Source organism: Micromonospora sp. NPDC048830, assembly GCF_043198215.1.
In the GTDB taxonomy this organism is placed as follows: Bacteria; Actinomycetota; Actinomycetes; order Mycobacteriales; family Micromonosporaceae; genus Micromonospora.
On record NZ_JBICUP010000003.1, the window covers coordinates 210,325 to 229,684 of the forward strand.

General features: G+C 69.6%; 16 protein-coding genes and 2 pseudogenes. 13 read left to right on the top strand and 5 right to left on the bottom strand.

The window, feature by feature from the left end:
• The first annotated feature begins 3 nt into the window (after positions 1-3).
• From hutI to ACGFIZ_RS05085, 6 genes are all read left to right on the top strand, one after another.
• Positions 4-1,224 carry an imidazolonepropionase gene (hutI, locus tag ACGFIZ_RS05060; RefSeq protein ID WP_393415967.1) on the top strand — a complete coding sequence of 407 codons (1,221 nt, stop codon included), beginning with the start codon at positions 4-6 and terminating at the stop codon, positions 1,222-1,224.
• Positions 1,225-1,326: 102 nt separating this feature from the next.
• Positions 1,327-2,103, top strand: a complete 777-nt coding sequence (locus tag ACGFIZ_RS05065; RefSeq protein ID WP_393415969.1) for an SDR family NAD(P)-dependent oxidoreductase — start codon at positions 1,327-1,329, stop codon at positions 2,101-2,103.
• Between the two features lie 467 nt (positions 2,104-2,570).
• Entirely contained in the window at positions 2,571-4,112 is a 1,542-nt protein-coding gene (locus ACGFIZ_RS05070; RefSeq protein ID WP_393415971.1) for a Re/Si-specific NAD(P)(+) transhydrogenase subunit alpha, read from the top strand.
• A 3-nt stretch (positions 4,113-4,115) separates the two neighbouring features.
• Positions 4,116-5,585, top strand: coding sequence for a Re/Si-specific NAD(P)(+) transhydrogenase subunit beta (pntB, locus tag ACGFIZ_RS05075; RefSeq protein ID WP_393415973.1), 1,470 nt, complete (start codon positions 4,116-4,118; stop codon positions 5,583-5,585).
• Positions 5,586-5,684: 99 nt separating this feature from the next.
• Positions 5,685-6,464, top strand: a complete 780-nt coding sequence (locus ACGFIZ_RS05080; RefSeq protein ID WP_393415975.1) for an electron transfer flavoprotein subunit beta/FixA family protein — start codon at positions 5,685-5,687, stop codon at positions 6,462-6,464.
• An 11-nt stretch (positions 6,465-6,475) separates the two neighbouring features.
• Complete coding sequence (locus ACGFIZ_RS05085) at positions 6,476-7,435, top strand: electron transfer flavoprotein subunit alpha/FixB family protein (RefSeq protein ID WP_393415977.1); 960 nt, start codon at positions 6,476-6,478, stop codon at positions 7,433-7,435.
• 301 nt (positions 7,436-7,736) lie between these two features.
• Here the strand turns inward: ACGFIZ_RS05085 and hutU are convergent, their stop codons facing one another.
• Positions 7,737-9,392, bottom strand: a complete 1,656-nt coding sequence (gene hutU / locus ACGFIZ_RS05090) for a urocanate hydratase (RefSeq protein WP_393415979.1) — start codon at positions 9,390-9,392, stop codon at positions 7,737-7,739.
• Positions 9,393-9,418: 26 nt separating this feature from the next.
• Positions 9,419-10,984, bottom strand: a complete 1,566-nt coding sequence (gene hutH / locus ACGFIZ_RS05095; RefSeq protein WP_393415981.1) for a histidine ammonia-lyase — start codon at positions 10,982-10,984, stop codon at positions 9,419-9,421.
• An 81-nt stretch (positions 10,985-11,065) separates the two neighbouring features.
• On the opposite strand from hutH, the gene ACGFIZ_RS05100 reads away from it, so the two are divergent.
• The gene (locus ACGFIZ_RS05100; RefSeq protein WP_393415983.1) at positions 11,066-11,833 is read left to right on the top strand and encodes an IclR family transcriptional regulator; all 768 of its coding nucleotides are present in this window, start codon (positions 11,066-11,068) and stop codon (positions 11,831-11,833) included.
• Between the two features lie 331 nt (positions 11,834-12,164).
• On the opposite strand, the pseudogene ACGFIZ_RS05105 reads toward ACGFIZ_RS05100, so the two are convergent.
• Positions 12,165-12,321, bottom strand: a pseudogene (locus tag ACGFIZ_RS05105) (helix-turn-helix domain-containing protein); the annotation flags it as partial.
• 107 nt (positions 12,322-12,428) lie between these two features.
• On the opposite strand from ACGFIZ_RS05105, the gene ACGFIZ_RS05110 reads away from it, so the two are divergent.
• From ACGFIZ_RS05110 to ACGFIZ_RS05120, 3 genes are all read left to right on the top strand, one after another.
• Complete coding sequence (locus ACGFIZ_RS05110; RefSeq protein ID WP_393415985.1) at positions 12,429-13,628, top strand: NAD(P)/FAD-dependent oxidoreductase; 1,200 nt, start codon at positions 12,429-12,431, stop codon at positions 13,626-13,628.
• An 18-nt stretch (positions 13,629-13,646) separates the two neighbouring features.
• On the top strand, positions 13,647-14,606 hold the full coding sequence (locus ACGFIZ_RS05115) for a sigma-70 family RNA polymerase sigma factor (RefSeq protein WP_393415987.1): 960 nt from the start codon (positions 13,647-13,649) through the stop codon (positions 14,604-14,606).
• A 176-nt stretch (positions 14,607-14,782) separates the two neighbouring features.
• Entirely contained in the window at positions 14,783-15,826 is a 1,044-nt protein-coding gene (locus ACGFIZ_RS05120) for a hypothetical protein (protein WP_393415988.1), read from the top strand.
• Between the two features lie 194 nt (positions 15,827-16,020).
• Here ACGFIZ_RS05120 and ACGFIZ_RS05125 read toward each other — a convergent pair whose 3' ends face one another.
• Together ACGFIZ_RS05125 and ACGFIZ_RS05130 are read right to left on the bottom strand one after the other, a co-directional pair.
• Positions 16,021-16,395, bottom strand: coding sequence for an alpha/beta fold hydrolase (locus tag ACGFIZ_RS05125; RefSeq protein ID WP_393416070.1), 375 nt, complete (start codon positions 16,393-16,395; stop codon positions 16,021-16,023).
• A pseudogene (locus ACGFIZ_RS05130) lies at positions 16,396-16,764 on the bottom strand (alpha/beta fold hydrolase); the annotation flags it as partial.
• Positions 16,765-17,251: 487 nt separating this feature from the next.
• Here ACGFIZ_RS05130 and ACGFIZ_RS05135 point away from each other — a divergent pair.
• The 3 genes from ACGFIZ_RS05135 to ACGFIZ_RS05145 all read left to right on the top strand — a co-directional run bounded on the left by ACGFIZ_RS05135 (position 17,252) and on the right by ACGFIZ_RS05145 (position 19,339).
• Positions 17,252-17,536, top strand: a complete 285-nt coding sequence (locus tag ACGFIZ_RS05135) for an IS3 family transposase (protein WP_393416060.1) — start codon at positions 17,252-17,254, stop codon at positions 17,534-17,536.
• Positions 17,537-17,930: 394 nt separating this feature from the next.
• On the top strand, positions 17,931-19,028 hold the full coding sequence (locus tag ACGFIZ_RS05140) for a cytochrome P450 (RefSeq protein WP_393415990.1): 1,098 nt from the start codon (positions 17,931-17,933) through the stop codon (positions 19,026-19,028).
• A complete protein-coding gene (locus ACGFIZ_RS05145) occupies positions 19,025-19,339 on the top strand; it encodes a ferredoxin (RefSeq protein ID WP_393415992.1) in 315 nt (104 codons plus the stop codon). The genes ACGFIZ_RS05140 and ACGFIZ_RS05145 overlap by 4 nt, the downstream gene beginning before the upstream one ends.
• The last annotated feature ends 21 nt before the right edge of the window (positions 19,340-19,360 follow it).

The following is a 19,360-nucleotide window of genomic DNA, read 5'->3' on the forward strand; positions in this document are numbered from 1 at the left end:
GACGTGAACGAGCCACAGGAAGCCGTCGTCATCGACGGCATCTCAGAGTTGACCACGAACGACGAGGCCAACGGCGGGCGGATCCCCGATGCGGCGCTGGTCGTCGAAGGAGACCGGATCGCGTGGGTCGGGCCATCTCGTGCGGCGCCCCCCGCCGACCGGAGGGTGGACCTGGCCGGACGAGCTGTGCTCCCGGGCTGGGTCGATTCCCACACCCACCTGGTCTTCGCCGGGGACCGCACTGCGGAGTTCGAGGCGAGGATGGCCGGTGAGCCGTACGCGGCGGGCGGTATCAACGTGACGGTCCAGGCCACGCGGGCGGCGAGCGACGCGGATCTCGAGGGAAACATCGAGCGGCTGGTAGCGGAGGCGCGCCGGGGCGGGACGACGACGATCGAGACGAAGACCGGGTACGGCCTGACAGTGACCGACGAGGTACGGGCAGCTCGCCTGGCCGGTCGGCACGCGGACGCGGTGACGTTCCTCGGCGCGCACGTCGTGCCCGCGGGCGCCGACCCGGACGGGTACGTCGCGCTCGTCGCTGGTCCGATGCTCGACGCCGTCGCTCCCTTCGTGACCGCGGTGGACGTCTTCTGTGAGGTCGGCGCCTTCGACGAGGCGGCGACCCGCAGGATCCTCGACGTAGCCAGGGCGCGGGGAATGGCGCGTCGCCTGCACGGCAACCAGCTCGGGCACGGGCCAGGGGCGCAGCTCGCTGTCGAGTACGGCGCCCTCAGCGTGGACCACCTCGGCTTCCTGACCGACGACGACATCGCGGCCCTGGCCTCCTCCTGGGCGGGCGCGAGGCGAGGCACCGTCGCGACGGTTCTTCCGGCCTGCGACCTCTCCACTCGGATGCCGCTCGCGCCTGCCCGGCGTCTCCTGGACGCCGGCGCGGTCGTCGCGATCGCCTCGAACTGCAACCCCGGGACGTCCTTCACCACCTCCATGGCGTTCTCCGTCGCCACCGCCGTGCTGCAGATGGGTCTCACCGTGCAGGAGGCGGTCCGCGCGGCGACGCTGGGAGGGGCGATCGCGTTGGGAATGGACGAGGAGGGGTGGCTCGATCCCCGTGGCGCGGCGCAGCCGGCCGTCGGGGTGATTGGTCCTGGCCGGCGGGCGGATTTTCAGGTGCTGGACGCCCCCTCGGTCACCCACCTTGCCTACCGTCCCGGGGTCCCGCTCACGAGCGCCGTGTGGCGGGCCGGCATCCGCCAAGTCTGACCTACCGTCCGCCGAGACACTTCTGCTTCCGCCTGCGGCCCGTCGCCGTGGCGGGGACCAGTCCAGAATTCATTCCCCTCATTCTGACTATCTGGAGACATCATGAGTTCATCTATCGTCGGCCGGACGGTTCTCATCACCGGCGCGGCCGAACGTGCGGGCCGCGTGTTCGCGCGCAGGTTCGGAGCGGCCGGGGCGGCGGTGGTGGTGAACCACTGGAAGCAGGCGGAGCTCGCCGAGAAGACCGTCAAGCTCATCCGCTCCGAGGGCGGCGAGGCGATCGCCGTGGAGGCGGACGTGTCGAACACCGCGGACGCCCGCCGGCTCGTGGACCAAGCGGCGGCCTGGCGCGGCGATCTCTCCGTGCTGATCCATAATGCGAGCTCACTTCGCGCGAAGGAGTTCGAAGATGTGACCGAGGACGACTTCGACGCCTCATTCGGGGTCAACATCCGGGGACCGTTCTTCCTCAGCCAAGCCGCGGCCGCGGTCATGAAGGCACAGGGACACGGCAGGATCATCGCGCTGGTGGGGAACTCGACCAACGAGGCATGGCCGAACCTCATTCCGCATGGCCTGTCCAAGACGGCCCTGATTCGGCTCATGGAGCAGCTCGCCGTCGCGTTGTCTCCGACGGTGCAGTGCAACGCGGTGGCACCGACGCAGTTCTTCCGTTCGGACGACGGCACCAATGACGCGCTGCGTCGTTATCGCGGCGAACCGCTCGTCGATGGCGACACCTACCGGGTCGGGACGCGGTACGAGTTCCGCAACGGGGATGCCGACGATGTCGCGGAGACGCTGCTCTTCCTCGCGACGTGCTCGCCCTACCTGAATGGCACGGTCATCCGTCTCGATGGCGGGAAGGCGCTCTACTAGCGGTCTCTCCCGACCAGCAAGAGGTCCGTCCATCCGCGACGCCGGCGTCGACCGCTACGAAGCCCGGGCGTTCGCGATGTGGCTGACCTGGCAGTGCGCCCTCCTGGCCGTGCCCTTGGCCGCGTCGACGTCCCGAGGCGTGGCGCCATCGCCCTCAAGGCGCTGACCCACGTCGGCATCGCCCCCCGGCGCCGACGGCGGGTCGACAGCGCGGGCAGGGCTTCGGCAAGCAGGTCGAGGAGGCATGCATGGCCATCGAACGCGTGTGCCAGGCGCACCGGGTCCGTGGTCGCTATTCGTGACAGGGGTACGGGGGACAACGGCATCCTGCCGTGACCGTCCCGTGGCCCGGGATCGCACCGGTCGTCCGTCGGCAACGGCAGGGTCTCGCGGCTCGCCGTCGCCCGGCGCTCCCTTGGCTGCCCGGACAGGGTGGACCCGGTGGAAACGAGAGAAGGAGGGTATCGATGCTCATCGGCATCCCGAGCGAGTCGAAACAGGGCGCCCTGGTTGCGGCGACCGCCAAGACCGTTTCCCAACTGACCAACCTCGGCTACGACCTGATCGTCGAGTCGGGCGCCGGCGACCTCGCCGACCAGCCCGACAGCGCGTACACCGCCGCTGGTGTCCGGGTCGGTACGACGGAGGAGGTGTGGGCCGCCGACGTCGTCGTGAAGGTCAACGCCCCCACCCACGAGGAGATCGGCCGGCTCCGGCAGGGCGCCACGATCATCTCGATGATGGCGCCGGGCCGTAGCCCCGAGCTGCTGGAGGAGCTGCAGGCGCAGGGCGTGACCGCGCTCGCGATGGACGCGGTGCCGCGGATCTCGCGCGCGCAGCCGATGGACGTGCTGTCCTCGATGGCGAACGTCGCGGGCTACCGCGCCGTGGTCGAGGCCGCGCACGAGTTCGGCCGGATGTTCACCGGCCAGGTGACCGCCGCGGGCAAGATCCCTCCGGCCCGGGTGTTCGTGGTGGGCGCCGGTGTCGCGGGCCTGGCCGCGATCGGTGCCGCATCGGCGATGGGTGCGGTCGTGCGCGCGTTCGACGTGCGTCCCGAGGTGGCCGAGCAGGTCGAGTCGATGGGCGCGCAGTTTGTTGAGCTGGACCGGTCCGTGTTCAAGGCGGAGAAGTCTTCCGACGGCTATGCCAAGGAGATGACCGAGGAGCAGCAGGCCGCGACTGCCGCGATGTACGACGAGGAGGCGCGCGCCGCCGACATCGTCATCACCACCGCGCTGATACCCGGACGCCCGGCACCGCGCCTGCTCACCGCCGAGACTGTGGCCGGCATGAAGAACGGCTCCGTGATCGTCGACATGGCCGCGGCCAACGGGGGAAACGTCGCGGGCACCGTGGCGGATCAGAAGGTCGTCACCCAGAACGGCGTGACGATCCTGGGTTACACCGACCTCGCCGGCCGCCTGGCCGCGCAGACGTCGCAGCTGTACGGCACCAACGTCGTCAACCTGCTCAAGCTGCTGACCCCGGAGAAGGACGGCAACCTGACGTTGAACTTCGACGACGTCGTCCAGCGTGGCATCACCGTCGTCAAGGATGGCGAGTCCACCTGGCCGCCGCCGGCCGTGCAGGTCTCGGCCGCCCCCGCGGCCGCGACTCCCACGGTTGCTGCTCCGGTCAAGGAGGAGAAGGCGCGGCTGTCCGCAGGTGCGAAGGTCGGCCTGGTGTTGGGCGGCATCGCCCTGCTCTGGCTGGTCAACGCGACCGCGCCGGACCCGATCCCGCGGCACTTCACGACGCTGATGCTCTCGATCGTGATCGGTTACTACGTCATCGGCAAGGTGGCGCACGCGCTGCACACGCCGCTGATGTCGGTCACCAACGCCATCTCCGGCGTGGTCGTGGTCGGCGCGCTGATCCAGGTCGCCTCGGAGAACACCACCATACGGATTCTCTCCGCCGTCGCGACCCTGCTTGCCTCGATCAACATCTTCGGTGGCTTCGCGGTCACGCGGCGCATGCTCGGCATGTTCAACAAGGGGGTCTGAGCGATGGACATCATCTCCACCACTGGCGCGGTGTACATCGTTGCCTCGCTGTTGTTCATCCTCTCGCTGGCGGGCCTGTCGAAGCACGAGTCCGCCAAGAACGGCCTGACCTACGGGATCGTCGGCATGGCGATGGCGCTCGTCGCGACCGTTGCCCTGGTCGTCGACGTCACCACCGACCTCGACGGCGGCATGATCTCGATCCCGCTCATGCTGGCCGCGATCACGGTCGGTGCCGTGATCGGCCTGTGGCGGGCCAGGATCGTCGAGATGACCGGAATGCCCGAGCTCATCGCGCTGCTGCACAGCTTCGTCGGCCTTGCCGCCGTCGCGATCGGGTGGAACGGCCACCTTCAGGGCTCGCACTACGCTCTGGACAGCCTCAACAACATCCACGAGGCCGAGGTCTCGATCGGTATCTTCATCGGCGCGGTCACCTTCACCGGCTCGATCGTCGCCAACCTGAAGCTCTCGGCGAAGATGAAGTCCGCCCCGCTCATGCTGCCGGGCAAGAACTTCATCAACGTCGGTTCGCTGGTCCTCTTCACGATCCTCACCATCGTCTACGCCGCCATCGACGCCGGCGGCACCGGACAGGATGTCGTCCTCGTCGTGCTGACGGTGCTCGCTCTGGCCCTGGGCTGGCACCTGGTCGCCTCCATCGGTGGCGGCGACATGCCGGTCGTGGTCTCGATGCTCAACAGCTACTCGGGTTGGGCCGCGGCCGCCTCGGGGTTCCTACTCAGCAACGACTTGCTGATCGTGACCGGTGCGCTGGTCGGCTCATCCGGTGCCTACCTGTCCTACATCATGTGCAAGGCGATGAACCGCTCCTTCATCTCCGTCATCGCCGGTGGCTTCGGCGTCGAGGCCGGCCCCGGGGGCGACAGGGACTACGGCGAGCACCGCGAGATCCAGGCCGACGCCGTCGCCGAGCTGCTGGCCGGCGCGTCCTCGGTCGTCATCACCCCCGGCTACGGCATGGCGGTGGCGCAGGCGCAGTACCCCGTTGCCGACCTGACCGCGAAGCTTCGGGCCAGGGGCGTCAACGTGAGGTTCGGCATCCACCCCGTGGCGGGTCGCCTTCCCGGCCACATGAACGTGCTGCTGGCCGAGGCCAAGGTGCCCTACGACATCGTGCTCGAGATGGACGAGATCAACGACGACTTCGACGCCACCGACGTGGTCCTGGTCATCGGCGCCAACGACACGGTCAACCCGGCCGCGTCGGAGGACCCGTCCTCGCCGATCGCCGGCATGCCGGTCTTGAAGGTCTGGAACGCCCACGACGTGATCGTCTTCAAGCGGTCGATGGCCACAGGCTACGCCGGCGTGCAGAACCCGTTGTTCTTCCGCGACAACAGCCAGATGCTCTTCGGCGACGCCAAGGAGCGGGTCGAGGACATCGTCCGAGCCCTGGACCGTGTTTCAGCAGTTCGCGGGGCAGACATCTACCGTCCGGCGCTGGCTTGATCCATCGGGTGTCAGGGCCGAAGAAAGCTCATTCAACTGAGCCGTGTGTCGCCTCGCGGCCCGGCGTGGCGAACAACGTAGAGAGGATGTCGAAACGCGATGAATATCGTCGTACTCGTCAAGCAGGTGCCTGATTCGGGCGCGGACCGCAACCTGCGTGCTGACGACAACACCGTCGACCGCGGTTCGGCGAACAACGTGATCAACGAGATGGACGAGTACGCCATCGAGGAGGCGTTGAAGATCAAGGAGGCGCACGGGGGTGAGGTCACCGTCCTGACCATGGGTCCGGACAAGGCGACCGAGTCGATCCGTAAGGCGCTGTCCATGGGTCCGGACAAGGCGGTGCACGTGGTGGACGACGCCCTGCACGGCTCCTGCGCGGTGGCCACGTCGAAGGTGCTCGCCGCCGCCCTCGGTCGGCTCAATGCGGAACTGGTGCTGTGTGGTTCGGAGTCCACCGACGGTCGGGTGCAGGTGATGCCGCACATGCTCGCGGAGCGGCTCGGCGTCGCGGCGTTGACCGGGGCGCGGAAGCTGACCGTCGACGGGGCGACCCTGACGGTGGAGCGGCAGACGGAGGAGGGCTACGAGGTCGTCACCGCCTCGACCCCGGCGGTGGTCTCGGTGTGGGACACCATCAACGAGCCGCGGTACCCGTCGTTCAAGGGCATCATGGCCGCGAAGAAGAAGCCGGTCCAGACGCTGTCGCTGGCCGATCTGGGCATCGCCCCGACGGAGGTCGGCTTCGACGGCGCGACCAGCGCCGTGCTGGAGCACAGCAAGCGGCCGCCGCGCTCCGGCGGCACCAAGGTCACCGATGAGGGCTCCGGCGGCGTGCAGCTGGTCGAGTTCCTCGCCACCGAGAAGTTCGTGTGAGGGGTCTGGACATGGCTGAGGTTCTCGTCGTCGTCGACGCCACCCGGGAGTTCGGCGTCAAGAAGGTCACCCTGGAGATGCTCACCCTCGCCCGCGAGCTGGGCACGCCCGCCGCGGTGGTGCTCGGCGGTCCCGGCGCCGCCGACGCGCTGACCGGCAGGCTGGGCGAGTACGGCGCGGAGAAGGTCTACGCCGCCGAGAGCGCCGACATCGACGGCTACCTGGTGGCCCCGAAGGCCACCGTGCTCGCCGACCTGGTGCGGCGGGTGCAGCCGGCCGCCGTGCTGCTCGCCTCGTCGCAGGAGGGCAAGGAGATCGCCGCCCGGCTGGCCGTCAAGCTGGACAACGGCATCCTGACCGACGTGGTCGCCCTCGACGCGGACGGCACCGCGACCCAGGTGGCGTTCGCCGGCTCGACCATCGTGAAGTCCAAGGTCACCCGCGGCCTGCCGCTGGTCACCGTCCGCCCGAACTCGCTCACCCCGACCCCGGCGGCGGCCACACCGGCCGTCGAGCAGCTCACCGTGCAGGTTGGTGAGGCGGACAAGCTGGCCCGGGTCGTCGACCGGGTCGCCGAGCAGAAGGGCTCCCGCCCGGAGCTCACCGAAGCCTCGGTCGTCGTCTCCGGCGGCCGCGGGGTCGGCAACGCCGACAACTTCAAACTTCTCGAGGAGCTGGCCGACCTGCTCGGCGGCGCCGTCGGCGCGTCCCGCGCCGCCGTGGACTCCGGGTTCTACCCCCACCAGTTCCAGATCGGCCAGACCGGCAAGACCGTCTCCCCACAGCTGTACGTCGCGTTGGGCATCTCCGGTGCGATCCAGCACCGGGCCGGCATGCAGACCTCGAAGACCATCGTCGCGGTGAACAAGGACGCCGAAGCGCCGATCTTCGAACTCGCCGACTTCGGCGTCGTCGGCGACCTGTTCACAGTCGTTCCACAGGCCGCCGAGGAGATCCGCAAGCGCAAGTGATAGGAGGCATTTGCGCGAGTGGTGAGTTTTCCGACGGCAACGGCGTCCGGAGTTACCGCCCCGGACGCCGTTGCCGTCCTGGGCCAGGGCGCTCGCTCACCGTCCACCCGCCCGGTCCGGTCTTCGGGATCCGGCACGTGGGGTGCCGCTCACATGTCCGGCGAGACTCGGGGGAGACCCGAGTGAAGAGAAGACCACTGGTTGCCCATCCGGTCGGTGATGAGGTCGAGGCCCGGGTGCGGCGATCGCGCCCGATCGGCTCGATCGCCGCCCACGTGCTGGCGGAGCTCATCGCAGCGGCTCAGCTCTCCCGCATCGGGATCCGCACGCCCCGCTCGGCGGCGACCTGCTCGGCGCGCTCGTAGCCCGCGTCGACGTGGCGGATCACGCCCATGCCGGGATCGTTGGTCAGCACCCGTGCCACCTTCTCGGCCGCCAGGGCGGTCCCGTCCGCGACCGACACCTGGCCGGCGTGGATCGACCGGCCGATGCCGACACCCCCGCCGTGGTGGATCGATACCCAGGACGCCCCGGATGCGGTGTTGATCAGCGCGTTCAGCAGCGGCCAGTCGGCGATGGCGTCCGACCCGTCGAGCATGGCCTCGGTCTCCCGATACGGCGAGGCGACCGAGCCGGCGTCCAGGTGGTCCCGCCCGATGACGATCGGCGCCTTGAGTTCGCCCGAGGCGACCATCTCGTTGAACCGCAGGCCGGCTTTGTCCCGCTCGCCGTAGCCCAGCCAGCAGATGCGCGCCGGGAGGCCCTGGAACGCGATCTTCTCCTGCGCCCCGCGTAGCCACTTCTGCAGGCGGTCGTTGTCCGGGAACAGCTCCAACACGGCGCGGTCGGTGGCGTGGATGTCCTTCGGGTCGCCCGACAGGGCCGCCCAGCGGAACGGGCCCTTGCCCTCGCAGAACAGCGGCCGGATGTACGCGGGGACGAACCCGGGGAACTCAAACGCCCGCTCGTACCCGCCGAGCCGTGCCTCGTCCCGGATGGAGTTGCCGTAGTCGAAGACCTCGGCGCCGGCATCCTGGAACTCCACCATCGCCTGGACGTGCCGGGCCATCGATGCGCGGGCCCGGGCGGTGAACTCCTCGGGCTTCCCCTCCGCGTAGTCGTGCCAGTCCTCGACCGAGACGCCCTCGGGCAGGTACGACAGCGGGTCGTGGGCGCTGGTCTGGTCGGTGACGATGTCGATCGGGACACCACGACGCAGCAGTTCGGGAAAGACCTCGGCGCAGTTGCCGACCAGCCCGACGGAGAGTGCGCGGCGCTCGCCCTTGGCGCGCAGCACCCGCTCGATCGCGTCGTCCAGGTCGGTGGCGATCTCGTCCAGGTAGCGGTGCTGCACCCGGCGGTCGAGGCGGGCCTTGTTCACGTCGACGATCAGGCAGACCCCGTCGTTCAGGGTCACCGCGAGCGGTTGCGCCCCGCCCATGCCGCCGCAGCCCCCGGTGAGCGTGAGCGTGCCGGCCAGGGTGCCGTTGAAGCGCTTCTCCGCTACGGCCGCGAACGTCTCGTACGTGCCCTGCACGATCCCCTGCGTGCCGATGTAGATCCACGAGCCGGCCGTCATCTGGCCGTACATTGTCAGGCCGAGCCGCTCCAGCCGCCGGAACTCAGGCCAGGTGGCCCAGTCGCCGACAAGGTTGGAGTTGGCCAGGAGCACCCGCGGGGCCCACTCGTGCGTCCGCAGCACGCCCACCGGGCGACCCGACTGCACCAGCATCGTCTCGTCCCGCTCCAGCGTGGTCAGGGTGCGGACCATCGCGTCGAAGGACTTCCAGTCGCGGGCCGCGCGGCCGGTGCCGCCGTACACCACGAGGTCGTCGGGGCGCTCGGCGACCTCCGGGTCCAGGTTGTTCATCAGCATTCGTAGCGGGGCCTCGGTGGCCCACGACTTGGCGGTCAGAGTCGTGCCGCGCGCGGCACGGACGGGACGTGCGCCTTCCATGGCGTGTCTCCTTGCTTGCCCGGGGGTCAGTTGAACGGTCCGGTGACCGACTCGACGGCGCGAAGCGCGGCCCCGCTGGCCACGAACCGCACGGCGACGTCGATCTCCGGCGAGAGGAAGCGGTCGCGCCCAGGACCGGGGGCCACCTCGCGCAGGGCGTCGATCACCGCGCTGGTGGCGGGGGAGGGGCGCAGCGGCGCCCGCAACTGGATGCCGCGCGCGGCCGTGAGTAGCTCGATGGCGAGCACGCGGGTCAGCGCGTCGACGGCGCGGCGCAGCTTACGGGCGCCGGACCAGCCCATCGAGACGTGGTCCTCCTGCATCGCCGAACTCGGGATCGAGTCGACGCTGGCGGGTACGGCGAGCCGCTTGAGCTCCGAGACGAGCGCGGCCTGGGTGTACTGCGCGATCATGTAGCCCGAGTCGACGCCCGGGTCCTCGGCGAGGAAGGCGTTCAACCCGTGGCTGCGGGCCACGTCGAGGAACCGGTCGGTGCGGCGCTCGGCCATCGAGGCGACGTCCGCAGTGACGACCGCGAGGAAATCGAGCACGTACGCCAGCGGGGCGCCGTGGAAGTTACCGTTCGAGGAGACCCGCCCGTCGCGGGTGACTACCGGATTGTCCACCGCGGCGGCCAGCTCCCGGGAGGCGACCAGCACCGCGTGGTCCACGGTGTCCCGGGCGCCCCCGGCCACCTGCGGCGCGCAGCGCAGCGAGTAGGCGTCCTGGACGCGGGTGCAGTCCGGGCTGCGGTGACTGGCCACGATCGGGCTGCCAGCGAGCACGGCGCGGATGTTGGCCGCGGAGGCGGCCTGGCCCGGGTGGGGACGCAGGGCCTGCAGCTCGGGGGTGAACACGGCGTCGGTGCCGAGCAGCCCCTCCACGCTCATCGCGGCGGTCAGGTCGGCGACCTTGAGCAGGTGGCGCAGGTCACTGATCGCCAGCACCAGCATGCCCAGCATGCCGTCGGTGCCGTTGATCAGCGCGAGGCCCTCCTTCTCAGCCAAGGAGACCGGCTCGATGCCTGCCTCGCGTAGGGCGTCCCCGGCGTCGCGCAGCTCACCGGCGGCGTCGCGCACCGGGCCCTCACCCATCAGCGCCAGCGCGCAGTGCGCCAGCGGCGCGAGGTCGCCGGAGCAGCCGAGGCTGCCGAACTCGTGCACGACCGGGTGTATCCGGGCGTTCAGCAGCCGCGCGTACGTGAGCGCGGTTTCGGCGCGGACTCCCGTACGGCCGGTCGCCAACGTCGACAGGCGCAGCAGCATCAGGGCCCGGACGACCTCCCGCTCCACCTCCGGCCCCGACCCGGCGGCGTGGCTGCGGACGAGGCTGGACTGGAGCTGGGCGCGCAGCTCGACCGGGATGTGCCGGGTCGCCAGCGCCCCGAACCCGGTGGACACGCCGTAGTGGGGCTCAGCGTCGTCGGCGAGCGCCTCGACGATCTCGCGGCTCCTGCGGATCTCGGACAGCGCATCGGCGGAGATCTCGACGGGGGCGTCGTGGCGGGCGACCGCCACGACGTCGTCGAAGCTCAGCGGGCCGGTGCCGACCGTGACGACGGCAGCGGCCCGACGGGGTTGGGCTGTTCTCATGCCCTCTATTCGAACCGACGACCGAGCCTGCCGGATACGACCGGCAGCCAGGTTCTGTCTCGGATCTGAGACACTGGGGGCATGGCGAACGTCCCCGCCGCGGCCCACGCCATCAGCCTGCTCAAGCTGCTGGCCCGGCACGCCGAACCCCTCCCCGCCGCGTCGATCGCGCGCGACCTCGAGCTGCCGCGGTCCACCGTCTACCACCTGCTGGCGGTGCTGCGGCACGAGGGATTCGTGATGCACCTGGCGGAGGAGCGGCGGTACGGCCTGGGGGTCGAAGCGTTCGCCCTCGGCTCGGCGTACTCCCGTCAGGCCCCGCTGCAGCGCGTCGCCCGGCCGCTGCTGACCCGCCTGGTCGAGACCAGCTCGCACAACGCCCATCTGGCCGTGCTGCACGGCCGCGAGGTGTTCTACGTGATCGAGGAGCGCGCGCCTGGCCGCCCCCCGCTGGTCACCGATGTCGGGGTACGGCTGCCGGCGGCGCTGACCGCGAGCGGCCTGGCCATGCTCGCCGCCCTGCCGCACGCCCAGGTGCGCGCCCTCTTCCCGGGCCGGGACGCGTTCGTGCAGCGGCACGGCGTCGGCGTCACCAGTCTGGCCCAGCTGCGCGCCGAGCTGATCCGAGTCCGGCAACGCACCTACGCCATCGAGGAGGGGCTGGTCACACCCGAGGTTTCCTCGGTCGCCGCAGCCGTACACGACCACACCGGCCACCCGGTCGCGGCCGTGGCCGTGACCTACCCTGCCGCCGACGTGGACGTCGACGGGCAGCGCGAGTTGGCCCGGCAGGTCGCCCGAACGACCGCCGAACTGACCCGGCGCATCGGCGGCCGGCTGTGCCCATAGCCGTGCCCTTGCGCCGCTCGCTGTGGCGGTCGTGGCCACGGCCGGGTTCGCCGTGCTGGCGTCAGCGGGGGTGGGACTGCTTTCGGTCGGCGGATGGCCGGCACCCGGCCGCCGTCGTGGCTTCGCCGGGATCGCCACGACCCCAAAGCGATCAAACTCGCCGAGCGGTAGGACAACTTCATCTGCCGCCGATCTACCGTTACTGTCGGTAGCCGGCTGACGGATCTGAGAACGCCCGGACTTGCCGAAAGCAGTGCGTTTGAACTTGTACGCAGAATCGGCTCACCGCAGCGCCCGGCGCCCGCGTCGCAGGTCTCGGTGGCCGTGGCCCTCACGCGCCCGCGGAGTCCGCGGTCTCCCAGCCCCAGCGCAGCAGGTCGCCGGGCTGGCAGTCGAGGGCTTCGCAGAGTGCGGTGAGGGTGGTGAAGTGGACCACATTGGCGCGGCCATTCTTCAGCACGGCCAGGTTCGGGTGTGATGCCGACGCGTAGCATCGCTGCGGCCGCTGTGACCCATGCCATACGCAGTTCCTGTCAGCAATCGGGGCGCCGTTCCGCTCAACTCACGAGAGCAAGCGAACCGACAGGAGCAACACATGAAGCACCGCATCGTCATCCTCGGCGCCGGCTATGCCGGGGCCTTCGTGGCCGGGAACCTGGCCCGCCGGCTGTCCCCGACGGACACCGAGATCACCGTGGTCAACGCCGAGCCGGACTTCGTCCAGCGGCTGCGGCTGCACCAGCTCGCGGCCGGCCAGGAGATCAAGGCTCCGAAGCTCGCCGACGTCTTCGCGGGCACGGGAATACGGCTGCGCCTGGCCCGTGTCACCGCCATCGACCCCGAGCAGCAGGTCGTCACCGTGGCCGACACCGACGGCGGCGGCGAACTCGGCTACGACACGCTTCTCTACGCCCTCGGCAGCCACGGCGACGACCGCGGCGTCCCCGGCGTGGCCGAGCACGCCTTCGACATCGCCGCCCGGCCCTCGGCGCTTCGCCTGCGCGAGCGCCTGGACAGCCAGGGCAGGCGGCGCGGAGGCGGGAGGGTACTGGTCGTCGGCGACGGGTTGACCGGCATCGAGACCGCCACCGAGATCGCCGAATCCCGGCCTGGCCTGTCGGTGACGCTGATCGCCCGCGGCGAGTTGGGCGCCCGGCTCTCCGCCGGAGCCCGCAGCCACCTGCGCCAGGCCTGCGACCGGCTGGGCGTCACCGTCCTGGAGCACACCGAGGTCGAAGCCGTCGAAGCGAGGCGGGTGCTGTGCGCCGACGGCACCGCCCTGGCGTCCGACGCAACCGTGTGGACGGCCGGGTTCGCGGTCAACCCCATCGCCGCCGCCAGCGGGCTGGACGTCACCGAAAACGGTCAGATCGTCGTCGATCGCACCATGCGGTCGGTCTCGCACCCGAACGTCTACGCCGCCGGCGACAGCGCCTACGCCATCGGCGACAACGGCCGCCCGCTGCCGATGTCCTGCGCCTCGGCCGGCTACACCAGCAAGCAGGCCATCGAGGCGATCGTGGGACGCCTGACCGGGCGCAAGATCGCGCACACCAAGCTGGCCTACCCGGGCAACCACATCAGCCTCGGGCGGCAGGACGGGATCCTGCAGCTGGTCGACGACGAAGCGCAAGCAAAGCCGAAGTACGTGGGCGGCCGAAAGGCCGCGCGGATCAAGGCTGGCATCCTCAAGATGTCGCTGTGGGCCACCTCGCACCCGACCTTCGGCCTGCCCACGCACAAGTACCGCCTGACCGTCGCGCCGGATGCGTCCGTCAAGAAGGCGGCCGCGTAGCCGCCTAGGGTGATCCGCGTGGACAGCACCGCCACTGATCGCTTCGACACCAGCCGGTTCGAGGCCAGCCGGTTCCCGCTGACCTCGCTGGCGTACCGGCTGCTGGGCTCCGCCGCCGACGCCGAAGATGCCGTGCAGGATGCGTTCCTGCGCTGGCAGGCCGTCGACCGGCAGCGGATCAAGGTGCCGGAAGCATGGCTGACCAAGGTCGTCACCAACTTGTGCCTCGACCGGCTCCGCTCGGCACAAGCCCGCCGCGAACGCACCGTCGGCGCCTGGCTGCCCGAACCGCTCCTCGACGGCGACCCGATGCTCGGCCCGGCCGACACTTTCGAGCAGCGCGAATCGGTCTCCCTGGCCGTGCTGACTCTCATGGAGCGCCTGTCACCCCTCGAGAGGGCCGTCTACGTCCTGCGCGAAGCGTTCTCCTACAGCCACGCCGAGATCGCCGAGATCCTCGACATCACCGAGTCGGCAAGCCAGCAGCACCTCCACCGGGCCCGGCGCCGCATCACCGCCGCGGGCCGCCGCGGCGGCGAAGTCGACCCGGCATCCGCCCGCAGGATCGTCGAGGAATTCCTCGCCGCTGCCTCCTCGGGCCGCACCGAACGGCTGGTGGCGCTGCTCACCGACGACGCGACCGCGATCTCCGACGGCGCTGGCGGCGGCCTGACCGAGACGCTGCTGCGGTACGACACTCCGTATCGCATCGCCGCCGTGGTACGGGCCGGCTTCAAACCCACACCCGCGAAACGGCGACTTGTCGGCGGCACGCCCGCCATCCACTACGCGCTCGTCAACGGCGCCCCCGCCATCCTCTTCGTGCTCGGCGACCAGGTCGTCGGCGCCGTGGCGTTCGACATCACCAACGGCAAGATCGCAACCGTGCGCGGTATCGCCGCCCCCACCCGCCTCGCCCGCCTCGCCGAAGCCTGGCGGCAGCACGAACCGGACCCGCCGCTCATCGCGCAGTGGTGACCCGACGCCGATCGCGGCCAGGCGCAGCACCCGCGCTGCGATGAACCGCTCCCAGGCTTCGGACGCCACCAGCCGCATGCCGACAGTGTGCAGCGACGTGTTGCCGTCCCGCGCGCTGAGAGCCCACTACTCCCGCTCACCCTGCGATGAACACCGTCCGATCCGGAGGAGATGACATGGCCGTTCAGGTCCAGCCCGCAACCGATGCATCGCCGTCGCCCTGGTCGGCGGTGGCCAGGGCCGTCGCCCTGCTCACAGTGGCCGTCAGCGTGCTCCTGACCGCCTTCGCCTGGCCCTCGGTACGCTCGTCGGTGCACGACGTGCCCATCGCCGTCGCCGGGCCGGCACCCGCGCTCAGACAGATCAGTGCCGCCCTCGACGAGCGCCTTCCCGACGCCTTCGAGATCACCGAAGTCGCCGATACCGCCGCGGCCGAACAGTTGATCCGCGACCGCGAAGCGTACGGGGCGATCGACGTAAGCTCCGGCGCACCACAGGTCATCCTCGCCACCGCCAGCAGCCCAGCCGTCGCCCAGACTCTCAACAGCATCGCCACCGCGCTCAACCAGGCGCAGTCCCAGGGCGCCAGCACGCCGTCCGCCGTCCGCGACCTCGTCCCGCTGCCAGCCGACGATCCGCGTGGCGCCGGCTTGGCCGCCGGGGCCCTGCCCTTGGTCATGGGCGGTCTGCTCGCCGCACTTCTGCTGGCGAGACTCGTCCTTGGCACCACCCGCCGGGTCATCGGAGCGCTCGCCTTCGCCGTCACCGGCGGCCTGGCCGTAGCGGCCATCCTGCAGTTCTGGTTCGGCTCCCTGACCGGCTCCTACTGGGCGAACACCGGAGCGGTCGCCCTGACCGTCGCGGCCACCTCCCTGACTATCCTCGGGCTGGAGTCCCTGCTCGGATACGCCGGGCTCGGCCTGGGCGCGGCCACCATGATGCTCATCGGCAATCCCTTGTCGGGCACCGCGACCGCGCCCGAAATGCTGCCCGGCTGGTCCGGCACACTCGGCCAACTGCTGCCGCCCGGCGCGGGCGGCCGGCTGCTGCGGTCCACCGCCTTCTTCGACGGCCACGGCGCCACCCATTCGGTCATCGTCCTCGCGACGTGGCTAACGCTCGGCGTACTGCTGTGTCTTGCCGGCAGCCTGCGCCCACGACGCCCGGCCGCCGACCTACTGACCGCAACCGCGCAGCCAACCGCACAGGCGACCGTATGAGGTGCAGCGGCGGGTTCACTTGCATCGCAGTTCGCCGCCGCTGTTCAGCACACGCCGACTGTCAAGATCAGACGCACTCATCGGGCCGCCATCCGTTCCTGTTGAGCGATCAAGAGCGATCACCGCGGGTAGTTGGCGTCTGAGTCGAGCGGGCATCTCGAACTGCCGAGATGCGCGCATGTCTACGTTTGAGGTCACGAAGCGGTGCAGGCGTTCGTGACGGTTTTGGTCCACACCTCGGGGTGGGTGAACCAGAAGTCATGCGGTACGCCAGGGACGGTGGAGAACCTCCCGCGCGGGACCAGCGCGGCAAGTTGCGCTAGTGGCCACGACGGGCGGATGTCGTCGCCGGCTGCGATGAAATGCATTGGCACGCCGCAGTCGGCCAGTCCGCGCCATAGATTGGGTTGATGAATCCAATCGGTGAATGAACCGCTGAGAGCCGCATGCACTTCGGGCACCCAGTCGATGTTGGCAACCGGCTCTGCGGCCTTACCGGCTTCGTACGCCTCGGACCATGTGCGGTCACGCTGGGGACCCCTGCCAGCGATGCCGACCACCGCGGCCACCGCCTCTGGATGTTCGACCGCGTAGCGTACACCCAGATCACAACCCCACGAATGGCCGATCACTATCCATGTGCCGACACCGACCGCCTCACGGATGCTTTCAAGATCAGCAATCGCTTCTTCACAGCTCCAATTCCCAGCCTGGCCACAGCTCGGACCACTTCTCGGCCAAGCCGGCCAGTGGTCGGATGGTCCACAGCCCGGCCCGACGCCGCGCCAGGTCGAGGTGCAGCCCCGCCGTCGGAAGTGTCGAGCACCCTGTGACGAGGTCGCGCGGGTCGAGCCGGTCCAGCAGGCGCGGACCGAGCAGCCACGCCGGGCAGGACTCGAAGGGCAGGGCGTACGCCCGGCACCCGTCAGCGTCGGCAACGCTGACCAGGTATTCCACCGGGCCGTTCGGCCGGTCGCCGCCGTCGGGGTACAGGCCGTGCCACCACGTGGAGTCGCTGCGCACCTGGTCGCGGGCTTCCCCGAGGTACGCCGCCAGGTCGGCGATCCCGTCGTACGCCCAGTTCACCGTCCACCCGCTCCAGGTGCGCCGGTACGCGTCGAGCAGCCCCGCGCGGTAGGCGTACCGCTCATGGAGGTAGAACTGCCCCAGCTCCGTGAAGAGCAGCAGGTGGCGGGCGTCGACGTCGACGAGCACCCGCCTTCGCAGACCAGGTCGTGGAACCAGAAGTCGTCCCGGTAGTCGTCGAGCTGGGCGAGCCAGCGAAGCGTGATGTCAGGCCCGACCGCGAAGTGATAATCGAGTCCGTGGCCGGCGCCACCGCCTTGCGTACCGCTCGCACCGTCCGTCCCGAACGAGCACGTAGTTCACCCGGATGCCCATGGCCGCCGATATTAGGGCCCCGGGATTGCTCAGACCCGCGACGGGGCCGAAAACGCGATCTTCGCCTACATCGACGGCTGGTACAACACCCGCCGCATCCAGAAGGAACTGGGCGACCGCAGCCCTGACGAGCATGAAACCGCCTGGCACACCCGCCAACACACCCAGCCGAGCCGGATATCGTCACCCCTGCGCCAGCTGGCAGCAGGTAACCACCGCTCCATCGAAGCAGGGGGAACTCAACCTGACCCGTCAAGCGTTCATACTTCTCAACGCTCACCGCGACGGTCTTCAGCCAACGCAGCTTGAGTCGGTTTGGCATCTCCCCCCCACAGGGCGATGCTGAAGGGCCACAAAACCTTCATCTCCTGCACGGCACCGCGTCAAATGAGACCCCCTGCATCGACCTCACTGTCCGTGCTCGTGCCGCACGTAAAGAACAAGCCGGACCTAATGCCGGTGGGCACGGGTACGGCCTCGACGGATCGTTGACTTTGCCTCATCACCTCTCCACACTCCTTGTAATCAACACATCGGAGGTGTCATGGCGAGCGAGACCATTACGGACCGCGGAACGAGAGGGGCGGAGTCGATCTTCGCGGACCTGTTCGGAGGTGTGGTCCAGGACCCGTTCCCGCTGTACGACGAACTACGCGAGGCTGGCGACGGCGTGCACTACTCGCCGCTGCTGGGGAGCTTCTTCGTGACCCGCTACACGGACGTGCGACGGATCGCCACCGACCACACCACGTTTTCAAACGACCTGTTCGATGTCACGCCAGCCGGGATGCACGACCCGGCAGACACCGAACATCAGCGATTCGTCGAGATCGCGTCGCGGGTGTTGATGTGCGCGGATCCACCGGTGCACACCCGGATCCGCTCGACCTTCCGCACAGCGTTCACGCCCGATGCCGTCGAACGCTGGCGCGGCGCCGTGCTCGACGCGACCACCACCCTGCTCGGCGAGTTCGAGCCCGGTCGCGAAATCGACATCATGCCGCGGCTCGCGGCCGATGTACCGGTGGCGGTGATCGCCTCGATCCTCGGCGTCCCCCGGGACGTCTGGGGCAACTTCCGCAGCTGGTCGTTCGCCTACGCCTCCACGTTCGACCCGATGGTCCAAGGTGAGCGGCGCGACGAGGCGATCCGCACCAGCCTGGTGCTCTTCGACTTCCTCGCCGACCTCGCCGAGCAGCGCCGTGCCCACCCCGCCGACGACCTGATCTCCACCATCGTGCAGACCAGGACCGACGACGGCGACCTGCTGAGCGAGGCCGAACTCATCGCACAGATCGCGCTGCTCTTGGTCGCCGGCAACGACACGACCACCAACCTCATCGGCAACGGCATCACCCTGCTGCTCGACAACCCCGAGGTACGTGCCGAGATCGCCGCCGATCCTGCGCTACTGCCGAAAACCATCGAAGAGATGCTGCGGATCGATCCGCCGCTGCACCTCACCTTCAGGCTGCTGACAAAGGACGCCATCGTCGGCGAGCAGCACCTGACGGCCGGGACACTCGTAGCGCCGTGCATCGCCACGGCTAACCGCGACCCACGAGCCTTTCCCGACCCCGGTCGCTTCGACATCCACCGGGCCGAGAACAACAAGCATCTCGCGTTCCTGCACGGCATCCACTTCTGCGTCGGCGCTGCGCTGGCCCGCCTGGAGGGACAGGTCGTGTTCGAGGAACTGCTACGGCACTACCCCGATTTCAGCGCAGGTTCCGAACCTGCCGTGCGTCGCACGCGCAACGCGGTCGCCCGGGGCTGGGAGAAGCGGCCGGTCCGGTTGTGAGCGGCACCGGCATTGAGGTCACCGTCCACCCCGAGCGGTGCATGGCGATGGGCCACTGCCGGGCTGCGGCGCCCGACGTCTTCGGCGCCGATGACAGCGGCTGGGTACGGCTGCTGGAGCCACGCCCCGCGGCAGACCGTCTCGACGACGTGCTGGACGCCGCTGAGTCCTGCCCGGTCGCGGCGATCGAGGTTGACAAGGCCCCTGCAGCAACGGCAGCGCGGGCGCGCCCGGGTGGGCCAGCGTGCAGCGAGGGAGATGCCCTGGGCAACAGTGCAACACGAGGGGCGGGCACGACTCGATTCCTCTGAGACCGAAGCGTTCTACAACGC